At 39.3% G+C, this 12,072-nt stretch carries 11 protein-coding genes, 1 tRNA gene and 1 pseudogene; 11 read left to right on the top strand and 2 right to left on the bottom strand.

Features of this window, described 5'->3' with window-relative positions; all coding sequences use genetic code 11:
• Positions 1 to 467: 467 nt before the first annotated feature.
• From PEH01S_RS32665 to PEH01S_RS32645, 6 genes are all read left to right on the top strand, one after another.
• Positions 468 to 689: a hypothetical protein gene (locus PEH01S_RS32665; protein ID WP_084159730.1), complete on the top strand. Its 222-nt coding sequence runs from the start codon at positions 468 to 470 to the stop codon at positions 687 to 689.
• Positions 690 to 799: 110 nt separating this feature from the next.
• The gene (locus tag PEH01S_RS32660; protein WP_307720146.1) at positions 800 to 1,192 is read left to right on the top strand and encodes a LexA family transcriptional regulator; all 393 of its coding nucleotides are present in this window, start codon (positions 800 to 802) and stop codon (positions 1,190 to 1,192) included.
• Positions 1,193 to 1,533: 341 nt separating this feature from the next.
• Positions 1,534 to 1,606 (top strand) — tRNA-Ala (locus PEH01S_RS32655).
• A 535-nt stretch (positions 1,607 to 2,141) separates the two neighbouring features.
• A complete protein-coding gene (locus PEH01S_RS35680) occupies positions 2,142 to 2,414 on the top strand; it encodes an AAA family ATPase (protein ID WP_246063133.1) in 273 nt (90 codons plus the stop codon).
• Between the two features lie 11 nt (positions 2,415 to 2,425).
• Entirely contained in the window at positions 2,426 to 4,243 is a 1,818-nt protein-coding gene (locus PEH01S_RS32650; RefSeq protein ID WP_246063132.1) for an ATP-dependent nuclease, read from the top strand.
• A complete protein-coding gene (locus PEH01S_RS32645; RefSeq protein WP_025852557.1) occupies positions 4,225 to 6,111 on the top strand; it encodes a UvrD-helicase domain-containing protein in 1,887 nt (628 codons plus the stop codon). Before PEH01S_RS32650 ends, PEH01S_RS32645 begins: the two co-directional genes overlap by 19 nt.
• 519 nt (positions 6,112 to 6,630) lie before the next feature.
• On the opposite strand, the gene PEH01S_RS32640 is transcribed toward PEH01S_RS32645, so the two are convergent.
• Complete coding sequence (locus tag PEH01S_RS32640; protein ID WP_127490277.1) at positions 6,631 to 7,611, bottom strand: quinone oxidoreductase family protein; 981 nt, start codon at positions 7,609 to 7,611, stop codon at positions 6,631 to 6,633.
• A gap of 98 nt (positions 7,612 to 7,709) precedes the next feature.
• Here PEH01S_RS32640 and PEH01S_RS32635 point away from each other — a divergent pair, with 98 nt between their 5' ends.
• From PEH01S_RS32635 to PEH01S_RS32625, 3 genes and pseudogenes are all read left to right on the top strand, one after another.
• A complete protein-coding gene (locus tag PEH01S_RS32635) occupies positions 7,710 to 8,657 on the top strand; it encodes a helix-turn-helix transcriptional regulator (RefSeq protein WP_127490276.1) in 948 nt (315 codons plus the stop codon).
• A gap of 374 nt (positions 8,658 to 9,031) precedes the next feature.
• A pseudogene (locus PEH01S_RS35675) lies at positions 9,032 to 9,259 on the top strand (hypothetical protein); the annotation flags it as partial.
• Positions 9,253 to 9,897, top strand: a complete 645-nt coding sequence (locus PEH01S_RS32625; RefSeq protein WP_127490278.1) for a formylglycine-generating enzyme family protein — start codon at positions 9,253 to 9,255, stop codon at positions 9,895 to 9,897. The pseudogene PEH01S_RS35675 and the gene PEH01S_RS32625, both read left to right, overlap by 7 nt.
• A 93-nt stretch (positions 9,898 to 9,990) precedes the next feature.
• Here the strand turns inward: PEH01S_RS32625 and PEH01S_RS32620 are convergent, their stop codons facing one another.
• Positions 9,991 to 10,455 (bottom strand): DinB family protein, encoded by a 465-nt coding sequence (locus PEH01S_RS32620; protein ID WP_127490275.1) that lies wholly within the window; start codon positions 10,453 to 10,455, stop codon positions 9,991 to 9,993.
• A 180-nt stretch (positions 10,456 to 10,635) separates the two neighbouring features.
• Here PEH01S_RS32620 and PEH01S_RS32615 point away from each other — a divergent pair, with 180 nt between their 5' ends.
• Both PEH01S_RS32615 and PEH01S_RS36245 read left to right on the top strand, forming a co-directional pair.
• Positions 10,636 to 11,547 (top strand): LysR family transcriptional regulator, encoded by a 912-nt coding sequence (locus PEH01S_RS32615; protein WP_127490274.1) that lies wholly within the window; start codon positions 10,636 to 10,638, stop codon positions 11,545 to 11,547.
• Between the two features lie 271 nt (positions 11,548 to 11,818).
• Positions 11,819 to 12,025 (top strand): type II toxin-antitoxin system PemK/MazF family toxin, encoded by a 207-nt coding sequence (locus PEH01S_RS36245; RefSeq protein WP_407669518.1) that lies wholly within the window; start codon positions 11,819 to 11,821, stop codon positions 12,023 to 12,025.
• Positions 12,026 to 12,072: the final 47 nt, after the last annotated feature.

The following is a 12,072-nucleotide window of genomic DNA, read 5'->3' as shown; positions in this document are numbered from 1 at the left end:
GTATTGTTCATAGTTTGAATCACTTTGGAGTCATCAATGATTTGAAAGAAAGGGAAGAATGCATTCGTATTTTATTGTATTATTCCGCAAAATATTCAAAGCCTATCCAGCCATACCATGCAAATTTGTTAAAAAAAGTATATAATTAAATTGTAAAACCATCAAATGACTTTGGGGGTGAATGATAATGAAAAAACTTATCCTACTTGCTGTCTTATCTTTGACTCTGATTGGAAATTTGAATAGCCTTCCTATAGAAATTGCAAAAGATACTCAAACCACTTCATTTAGTGTAGCTGACCCCGGCTTATAAAGCATTAAAAACAAGAATATTGACTTGTGCAAACAGGCGTTCTATGATGCCTGTTTTTTTATATCCCATTATTAGGTCTCGAACGGAAATTGATGAAATTAATGATACATTGCTACTAGGACAGATAATAAAGAGATTGAAAGGGGAATTTTTGATGGGCGTATTAGTATCCAGAAGGGAGGATTATGCCCAATATGATATTAGCCATTTCAGCGATGAAACATTGCAGGACACAATGAAAAGTATCCTAAGCCAAATGGAAGAAGCGGTACAACAAGGCGAAAGCTTAACGAGCGAATATATGGTTCAATTGAGTCAACAATTAGATGCATTCGTTTTAGTTGCACAAATTCGAAAAATGCGGTGTTTAATCTAGAAATCGTTATTGTTTGAGGTGTGTTGATGCATGAGCATAACTTGACCGGGATTATTAGAATGGTCGACAAAGTCGGAAGAATTGTAATTCCTACGGAGGTTAGACGTGTTTTGAATCTTGATCCCAATGTCATGACAGAGTATTTCTATGATGACGAAAAAAAAGCGATTATCGTTTGTAAATATCGCGCAAAGGAATGTTTGTTTTGCTCGAACAAGGAACAAACCATTTATTTCAAAAAATTTTATATTTGTATGCCCTGTATTCAAAGCCTCCCGGCACTTCAGGTTTTCTTGGAGCGGGTAGAACGCGAACGAGCTAATGAGTTAAAAAAAACACTTTCCAATAAGAAAAAAATTACTGCGAGAAGGAAAGAGACATTGAAACGTCTGCATCAAGTGATGAAGGAAAACCCAGAAGCATCACAAAGGAAAATAGCTAAAATATTAGGAGTTTCACAAGCATGGGTTAGTCATTTACTCAGGCATCATGTAGATTCCTAAAGTGCTAATTCTTTAACCAACACATGTTATAATTAGGGGGACGGTTTTCATCCTCCTTATAAATTTGAATAGGAGAGCAACTTCTTTGAAATACGCAATCCGAGTTTTTTTACTTGTTACTTCACTTTAACGATCAGCGATTTGATGAAAAGTGGGTGTTTGTTTACACCAAGTCCTCTACGAAATCGAGAAAAGTCATATTGGATCAAATGTTTAGTGACATTATATTTTCAGAAAAATGCAACTTTAATTCTTTTGATTGACAAGCCATTAGGTGCTGTGCTATTATGATTTTTGTCGCCGCTGAATTTCACAAGGACGACAAAAGAAATAAATAGCGAGGGGCCTTAGCTCAGCTGGGAGAGCGCATCGCTGGCAGCGATGAGGTCAGGGGTTCGATCCCCCTAGGCTCCATAATGCAAAAAGCCTTTAAACACAGGATTTCCGAGTGTTTAAAGGCTTTTTTCTATACCTAGATAGAGACGATTTCTGATCATGGTAATACGTTTGGTCAGAGTAAAGATTTTTTGATGTTTTTGAGGAAAGTCATTTAATGTAAAGAGATAATTCTTGATTTTACGCTTCAGTTCGTAGTCAAACGTTATCTTGAAGCACTAAAATTTGGATTAAAAAGGGAGGGCACGTTTGATTGTGTCCTGCTTATTATTTATCTCTCACCAGGAATACCTACTTGTATTAGGTATCAGGGGGATAATACAAAAAATTGATTGTGATAAGTTTTCATTTAGTGAAGAACCAAAAAAGGAAAATGAAGGGACTTGACGAATTGTAGTTTTATAGATTCTTAAATAGTCCCTAGTCCCTAGTTCCCTTGCTTATTTCTAATATTCTAAATTTCAGAGTTTTTAGTCTTATTATTGAAATATAAGATCTATTGGCTTAATAATTCTTAATCTAATATTTAGTACGCTAGATTGGAGATGAAATTATGAAAATAAGAAAAATAAAAGTCAACAACTATAGATTATTGAAAAAGTTTGAACTTGATTTAGAGAAAGATCTATCAGTAATTATAGGAAAAAATAACTGTGGAAAAACTTCACTACTTTCAATTTTAGATAAGTTCATTGGAACGAGAGCAACTGCTAATGCTTTTTCCTATGATGATTTTAATATAGGGTTCCAAAAAGAAATTCGGGAAATAGTTGAAAACAACGAAGCAATAACACTATTGTCATTAAGTTTGAATATTCCATATTAACAGACGATGTATTGAGATTAAAATCCGACTATCAGAATTACAAGGAAGGACAAAAGAAAATAAGCAAAACAGAGAAGACTATTAATGAGTTTTTGAAAGATAATCACAAAAAATATTTTAAAATTTATAGGAAAGCAATAGGATATGATCGTAATACTTCAACTGAAAATGATAAGGAATTTATCGACTTAGGAAAAGAAAGTATGCTTTTTGAAAAAATTATAAATTTTAAAATGATTAGTGCCAAAAGAAATGTAACTAATAATGACACGGATAAAACTTTATCTGCTCTATCATCAAAATATTATGAGAAGAAAGAAGATAAAAACAATAAGTCAGAAAAGATTCAAGATTTTAAAGATACATTAAGTGCTACGGACTCCCATCTAAATCAAATTTATGATGGATTATTTGCTGATGTAATTGAAAAGGTGAGAAAATTCGGTGGTATAAATAAAGGAGATTCAGTAATAAAGATTGCATCAACATTGCAACACAGAGAACTTTTAAAGGGTAATACAACTGTTATGTATGATCATAATGCTGAATATTCTTTGCCTGAGAATTATAATGGATTAGGTTATTTGAATTTAATAACTATGATATTTGAGATTGAAATACTACTAAGTGAGTTCAGAATGGAGTCGAGAGAAAACCAAGCTCCGGCGGACATAAATTTACTTTTTATTGAAGAGCCAGAAGCTCATACTCACCCTCAAATGCAGTATGTTTTTATAAAAAATATTAAGGACATTTTGAAACAAGCGAGTTCAGGTATGGATGGTAGGTCCTTTAATTTGCAGACAATTATTACAACTCATTCATGTCAAATAGCCTCAGAGAGTAAATTCAATGATATAAAGTATTTTTATAAATCAAGTAATAGTAGTGTTAATTCGAAAAATTTAAAAGATCTTGAGAAAGAGTATGAAAAAGATGGGGAAATACAATCTTTCAAATTTTTAAAACAGTATCTGACGCTAAATCGTGCAGAATTATTTTTTGTTGATAAAGCAATATTCATTGAAGGAGATACTGAGAAAATTTTATTACCAGCAATTATGAAAAAGATTGATCAAGAATATAAAGATAATCCTTTACTTTCCCAAAATATCTCTATTGTTGAGGTGGGAGCTTACTCGCATGTATTTGAGAAGTTTATAAACTTCATAGGGATGAGGTCTTTAATAATTACTGATATAGATTCAGCTAAGAAAATATATGAGACGGATAATAATGGAAAGAAGAGAGAGAAAACTGAAAAGTGCAAAGTTACAGATGAAGAAGCAATCACTACTACAAATCCCTCACTAAAATATTTCTTTGATAATTCTTATCAATATTTTGCACATTCTCATTCTGAATTAGCTGTAACTATTGAGTCAGATTTATCAGATAAAAACGCAGGGAAAATGAAAGATTTGGATTTTTACCTAAGTTTAGATTTGGAAGGAAAGCTGCTTAGTAAATATATTGATTTAAAGCAATGGGTACAAGATAAGAAGGGGAATTTGCTGGTTGTTTATCAAACACTCCAGGAAGATTTAGACGGCAATCAATACTGGCCCAGAAGTTTTGAGGATGCTTTCTTTCATTTAAACAGACAGTTTATTATTGACAATAAAGATAACTTTAAGAGCTTGAAAAATATAGATTACTTTGAGCACAATAAAGATCCTTACTTTTTGGCAGAAAAATGTGTAGACAAAAAGCCGAATTTTGCAATGGAAATTTTGCTCAATAGCAAAGAAGAAAATGGTCTTGAGTTTTCTAATTGGAATATCCCATCATATATAAAGGAAGGATTGCTATGGTTGAAGAACGATTAGAATTAGAAGTAAAACAAATATTTGAGTGTGTCAAATATAAAAAAAACTTTCTTTTAAGCGGTGGTGCTGGTTCAGGTAAGACATATTCTTTAGTTCAAGTAATTAGGAAGGCAATCAATGACAACCCCTTGGCAAAGGTTTCTTGTGTAACTTATACGAATGCAGCAGTAAAAGAAATTACAGAAAGAGTCAACCATCCTAATTTAACAGTCTCTACTATTCACGATTTTTTATGGGACAGCATCAAAATTTATCAAAGAGATTTAAAAAGAGAACTAATAAATCTTATCAATGATGAATATTCAACCATAATAAGTCCTGATGGCACAGTCGATATGACATATTTTGATGCTTTGAAGGATGGCATACAGTATAAAGAGTATAGTCTCATAAGAGAAGGAATCGTCTCACATGATGAAGTGCTTGTATTAGCAAATGTGATGTTTAAGAATTATTCTTTACTTTGCGACATTTTAAAAGATAAGTATCGGTATGTTTTTATTGATGAGTACCAAGATACGAGTCCGTTAGTTGTAGAAATATTTTTAGAGCATTTGAAGAAAAGTAAGAAGGAAAGCATAATTGGCTTTTTTGGAGATGCGATGCAGTCAATTTATGAGGGCGGCATCGGGGATCTGAAGAAATATATTGAATCAGGGATGGTAGTTGAAATTCAGAAGAAACAAAACAGAAGAAATCCTGAATTAGTGATAGAACTAGCTAATAAATTGAGAACTGACGGTCTAATTCAAGAGCCCTCCATAGATCCTAATGCACCAAATATGATAGATGGAAAAGTAAAGAAAGGTAGTGTGAAATTTCTATATTCTGAAAATAGGAATCTTGAGGAAATAAAAAGTACGGCTTATTTTAAAGATTGGGATTTTAATAATTCAAAGCAAACGAAAGAGCTATACCTCACGCATAACCTAATAGCGGCTAGAGCAGGTTTTCCTAGTTTGATGGAAATATATGATAAAGATCCAATAATTGGTTTAAAAAACGAAGTTAGAAATAAGATTAAAAAAGAAAATATTTTGATAAATGAGAGTGATTCTTTTGACCAGATTGTGGATGAAGTTGCACTTAGAAATAAAAAAAAACAGTTAAAAAAAGATCTCATAATTCAAGATCCCAAGCTAAATGAATTATACAATCGTTTAAAAGATAAGCCCTATTCTGAAGTTAAAAAAATTTATTTGGACAAAGAATCACTGATTGATGACAAAAAGCAAGATGAAGATGACGAGAACAAAAAGGGTTCAAATAGAGACCCATTAATAAAACATCTTTTTAAAATTCAATCGACTGTCCATTTATACAAAGAGAAAAATTACAATGAATTTATTCGGAAAACAGAGTATCCTTTAACTTCTGTAAAAAACAAGAAAGAAATTCGTGAGATTATTTCTGAGTTTGATAATTTCTCGAACAAAACAATCGAAGATGTTATTGAGTACGCAGATAAAAACTTATTATGTAGAAAAGATGATAATTACAATAGATTTATTCAAGAAAACGATTATCTATATAGCAGGATTAGGGAAGTGAGATATCGAGAGTTCCAGAATTTGTATGATTATTTAGAAGGATTCACACCATTCTCTACACAACACAAAATCAAGGGTGCTGAATTTCAAAACGTTTTTGTGCTTCTAGATAATGGAAAGTGGAATAATTTCAATTTTGATTACTTATTCAGCGATACAAGGGAAAAAGAATCGGTATATCTCAGGACAAAAAAAATATTTTATGTTTGTTGTACCAGAGCCAAAGAAAACCTCGTCGTATTTTTTCATAATCCAAACGAAAAAATTATAAACCAAGCAATAAGCTGGTTTGGAGAAGAGAACGTACATAAGATATGATTTGGAGTACGAACTTCAAAGTCAAGTACTTTTTACTTGAGTTTTTCTCAAGCTCAAAAATGATAACGTGGGCAGTTGTTGATAACAGGGTCCTAAAGAAATGCTCCTGATCGCACTTTTTCATTTATGAGCGCCGTATTCGAAGTAAAGATGAGAAACTCAAAAAAACCTTGTGGAGCAAGGGTCTGTTAAATAAATCGTGTAACGCACTTCAAAGGATACGTCCTTTACCCAAGATGCCTCACTATGGCAAAAGCTTGGGTAAAGTTTTTTTATTTTCTTGCAGATACGAAAAAATGAACGACCTTAGATAAGGTTATTTAATAGCTTTTGAATGAAAATGACAGGATTAATGTCAGGCAACTTATTAAGCAGAATGTATAAACTGAGGTAAAATAAGGAAAATACATTGTAGATATATGAAAATTCTAACCACTTTAATCGAAGTTTTTTTTAATTTTTTCTGGAGCGATCTCCTTCGTTGGGGAAGGCGAAGCTTAATCTCTTTAATAGATGCCGCTATCGATTATCATTCACTTTAAGACAGATTTTCCCTAAGTAATGATTATCGAGCGCTAGATGTGCGTCACGTGCTTCTTCCAGCAAAAACGTTCGATCGATATGAACGGATAGTGGACCGTTTTTGATGTAATGATGCAGTCTGCTTATAATCTCTGGATCAGGCTCGCCGTTATATCCCGATACTTTAATTCGGTCGCCGGCTTGCAACGCGGGGTGTATCCCATTAGGATAGGCGATGCGCCCTCCCGGTCGAATACATGCCACCGCTGCATTAGCAGCTTCTCCGCCTGCGGTAAACAGGGCAGCATCGAAACCATCTGGAGCGAACCTGGAGGCCGCTAAAGTTATATCATCTGCCCGGCCGTCAATCACAACATCGCTGCCAAGCTTCTCCACCATTTCAACGCCATCTTTACCCGAAGCCACTGCAAATACGCGAGCCCCTTTGATTTTGGCAAGCTGCACCGCCAAGTGGCCGACACCTCCGCTAGCGCCAAAAATCAAGATGGACTCTCCTTGCCGGAGATGCAATATATCTTCAAGTCCGCGCAGCGCAGTAATCCCTATTCCGGAGACCGCCGCTGCTTCCTGAACCGTCATGCCCAGAGGGATGCGAGACACGTTACCGGCAGGAACAGCCGCATACTCTGCATAGAAACCGCCTCGCGGATTAAGAAATCCGGGAGCATATACTTTATCGCCAATGTTGAATTCCACAACCTTCTCGCCTGTTGCAGCCACAGTACCGGCCCCTTCCGAACCTAATACATAGGGAAACTTGGGTTGTATACCAAGCATGGCTGCATACCCTCCTTGACGCTCAAAGGCATCCCATTCTCCCACCCCTGCATATTCAACTCGAATCAGTACATCCTCCGGTCCAATCTCAGGTACATCGATCTTTTGCAGAACGAGTTCATCTGGATTGCCAAACCTGTTCAGTACCGCAGCGTTCATAACCTTGTTTTTATTACTCATGGCTACCTCCTTGTTTGTCGCATTTCTTCATTGCAACATTAAGTTTATAAGGATATCATGACAATAGCTGACATGTTATGGCGAGGAGTGAAGCTAATATGTCCAAGGCCAAACTCTTATTCAATCTCATGATGTATGTCAATGCGAAAAGAGTTTTTACTGCTCAGGACGTTGCCTACGAATTCGATATTTCCATCCGAACAGCTCATAGATATCTGGCAGAGTTAAGTGAAATGGGCGTTCCTCTTTACACGGAACAGGGGCGAAACGGCGGTTACAGAGTATTGAACAACAGGATGCTGCCCCCCATTATTTTCGAGGAGAATGAAGCATTTTCCATTTTCTTTGCTTTTCAATCCCTGCAATTTTATCAATCGCTTCCCTTTGACATTCAGATGAAATCGGTCTCAGCCAAGCTGTATTCAAGTCTTCCCGATGATGTGAAGAGAAAAATAGATCGGTTGGATGCCGTTCTGTCATTTTGGAATGTAAAAAGAACTGTCCCGTCGCGATATCTAAAAGAAATCATCGATTCCGCCGCAGAAAGGAAAGTCCTGCAAATTGAATATGAGTCAAAAGAAAAGAATACCCATCGGGAAGTTTCCCCAATCGGAGTCTATGCGTACGGCGGCTTCTGGTATATGCCAGCCCTTGACTTAGTCGATGACGTGATCAAACTGTTTCGAACAGATCGGATTCTTTCATTGACCGTTATGGAAAAGCACCAAAACCCGAATGTTTCTCTAAGTGAATGGTTGAACAGTCATACAACCAAAACACCAGTGACTCCGCTCCGATTATACGTAGAGTTAACGAAAGAAGGAATACGGCAATGTCGCAGTCAGCCCTGGTTAGAGCCTGATCTTATGGTGAGTGGTTCAGATCAGGGATACATTAACACCGTGATGGATCAGAGCGAAGTCGAATTTGTATCCGATTATTTTTTTCAATTAGGTACTGCCGCCAAAGTCATCGAGCCTCGCGAAGTCATTGACCGCATTTATACACGATCTCTAGAGATTGTCCGGCATTATTCCGAATTCTAGACTACGAGAATGGAGGGAGGGTTACTTACGTGAAATCCATTGCCTTTGCCATAGTTCCGCCTATCGAGGAGCTTCGCGGCGGAAGAGCTTAACGCGAGGTTGATGAATGCCGAAAGCAGTCAGGAATGCATTTCGCTGATAACCGGCTTTTTGCTCGAAAAGCTCCATCGGGCTCTGCCTCGCGATCTGTTGATTGAGGAAAGCTTGCGCCGTCAAAGACTTGCTCGAACATCTGCATATCCCGGAACGGCAATTTCAAAAAAGATTTATGCAAACCGTAGGCGTAACGCCTCAATTTTACATCCGGGTGAAACGGTTTAACGAAGCGATCAGGTTTATGGATACCGGCGAATACGAGCGGCTGATTACGGAACATGAAGGGAGAGATGGCAGTAGAAGATTCCCAAAGCGCCGCCTATGGGCTCTTAGCGATGGTAGTAGGTCTAAGCTTCTTTCGAGTAGCGAACATTCCGCCGGCTAATGACGAAGATAACCGGTACATTTGCGAGGATTACGTGAAAAGGTTTTACTACTGGATGATGAACGGGAGGAAGCTGGGGTGTCAAGAGAACGGCGTAGGTATGCTGAGTATCCAATGGTAAAAATCGCCGCGGGTGAAGTCGAATTAAGGGACGACCGGATCAAAACGACATGGACGACTCAGGTGAATTCATTTTTGCTGGCGCCGGTTCCGGTTACGAATAAATTGTATTTCTCGATCGTGCACAAGACGGTTGAACCGAATGCCGAGCCTCAGGCTCCGATTGTGGAGGTCTCGTGGAACGATGCGATCTTATTTTGTAATTTGCTTTCCCGGCACTCGGGTCTTAAGGAATGCTACTCGGTCAGTGATGATGGCGAGAGTGTCGTTTCGAACCGGGAGGCGGATGGCTATCGTCTTCCTACCGAAGCGGAATGGCAGTATGCGTGTAAAGCAGGAACGGGCGGCTATCGGTACGGGGAGCTTGATGACATCGCCTGGTATCATGAAAACTCCGGGGGACAGGTACACAAGGTAGGTCAAAAGCGGCCGAATGCGTGGGGGCTCTATGATATGTTGGGAAACGTTTGGGAGTGGTGCTGGGACGTATACGATGAGAAAGTATACGGCTCCTACAAAATTTTTCGCGGCGGCAGCTGGGCCGAAGAAGCCAGAGGCTGTGGGGCGACGTGCCGCCGCCGCAGTCATCCCACGTTTCGAATCGATGATCTCGGCTTTCGTCTTGCCAGGTCCCTGTAAAGCGACGGCTAAAAGCAAGAGGGACGAGGATCTATAAAAAGTAACGCAGCCGAGGAGGGCTGCGTTTTTGTACGGGCAGCGATACCGTTAGTTTCATTGGATCGCTTTAAGCTGGCTCGATATCGTGCCCAGGTGAATGGCTTCGTGAATCAGCGCAAAGTTGAACAATTCGCCGGAGGTGTCGAATTGGAACGGCCCTAAAACAAACGGCGTTTCAAGCGCATTATCCAGCATTTCAGGCGTCAGCTCCGCTAGGCGGGAAAGCTGCGTCGTTAACCATTGAAGCAGCTCATCCTTAGATGGAGGAGTAGCGGTCCAATCCGAAGGCTTGGTTCCGGAGCCAAACATCAATTCGTAATGTTCAGGAATAGCGGACGGCGAACCAAAGCTAAGGGTGGAATACTTATCCAGCCAATAGATCATATGACCGACATTCCAGCGGATGGTATTGTTGAAGCCTGCCGGTTGAACGTCGAATTGCGCCTCCGAAATTCCTTGAACCTGCCCGATGACGACTTGACGCAGAACTTGACTTGTGTGAATAATCGATTGAGTCATGATTTAAGTGCCTCCTCAATTTATGGTTGATGTGGTTCGCTTTCATAAACCAAGTGTAGCTTTTCTTCCATGATGCAACAATCACGTAATTCCGATGAAAATGATCACTATAACTAATGACCGACCTGCACGACGTTTTTGATGCGCAAACGATGATTTTTACGAAGGAGTTGCGGAAGAATGGAACTCAGACAGCTTCAATACTTTGCTGCCATATGTAAGGAGATGCATTTCTCCAAAGCAGCCGAGTCTCTCTGCACCACGCAGTCGAATCTTAGCCAGCAGATTAAGTTTTTGGAGAACGAGCTGGGGCTTCCTCTATTCGACCGCATCGGAAAACGGATCGCGTTAACTGAAGCAGGCCAAATCCTTTTGGAGCAAAGTGAGCTTATCTTTGAGCGGATAGATTATGTTCAGAGGGCGATCTCGGATCTGAAAAAGATGGAAGGCGGCAAGCTGGATATCGGGATACTTCCCGGCGATGGGGATTTGCTGTTTGACGCGTTGCTGGTCGATTTTCATCGGTCCTACCCCAAGCTTTCGCTTACCGTTACGGAATCAACGGAGGTGTATAAGGAGGTTGTCGCAGGCACGCGGGATCTTGGCGTAACAACGGTGCCTGAGAATCCCGACGAACGTATTATCATCGAACCGCTTTTCCACGAGGAATTTGCTTTGGCCATCCGATCAGATCACCCTCTCGCGAAGTCGAAGGCGATCCCGTTCGAACAAATCCAGCAATTGAAGCTGGTCATGTTCGGTTCCGAACACCAGATTACAAAATTAATTCATTCTCATTGCCAGGAGAAAGGGATCGTGCTGGACAATCCCATCGTAACCTCAACGTTATCATCGCTGCTTTTGCTGGTTGAGCAAGGGGTTGGGGCCTGCATCCTACCGCGAATGCTAGTGGATTATCTGAATCGCGAGAATATCACCGCCGTTACCCTGCTGCATCCTACCCCGAGTCAAGACATTTGTATCATTTATCGCAAGGACAAATTTTTGGGGCAGGCGGCCCGATTGTTTATGGAAGTACTGCAATCTTTCATTCAAAATGTAGTGGATCGCACTAGCCGCTCGTTAGGGTGAAGCTAATTTTAGAATCCGGATGTGAAGCTGATCTATATGCGAGCCAAAAACAAAAAATGAACTAAAAAGAATGCTGCTGGCATTAAAAAGGCGTGCAGAAAAAGATTCAAATTTTATGGTTTATTAAAATGAAACCAGTAAGTAAACGATCATTGCAGGTAACGGGGAACAACATCTCCATCAAATCTTCATAAAGAGGTATCCACTGGAGAGCCGTAAGGACGGGAGTCATGGTAACGAATCCTTGCGCGCAGGATCGCGGCGACTTGGTGTGGTTGCAATTCAACCCACAGCAGGTCATGAGCAAGCTGGGAAGCGTCCCGCCTTAGTTATTTCACCAGATGGTTGCCTTCCGAAGGGTTCTTTTCGGAAGGCCTTTTGGCTTGATTCAATACTTGGGGATGCACAGAGGATCAAAGGGACCGGAAAAGCTTTCTCTGCTCTTAACCATCTCAATAAACTTCCAGTGAGCTTTTGACAACCATTTGTTTTTATGGTAAATGATTTGTGCGTAAAACATTAGAG

The organism is Paenibacillus ehimensis NBRC 15659, assembly GCF_004000785.1.
In the GTDB taxonomy this organism is placed as follows: Bacteria; Bacillota; Bacilli; order Paenibacillales; family NBRC-103111; genus Paenibacillus_G; species Paenibacillus_G ehimensis.
This window is presented reverse-complemented; position numbering and strand designations above follow the sequence as displayed.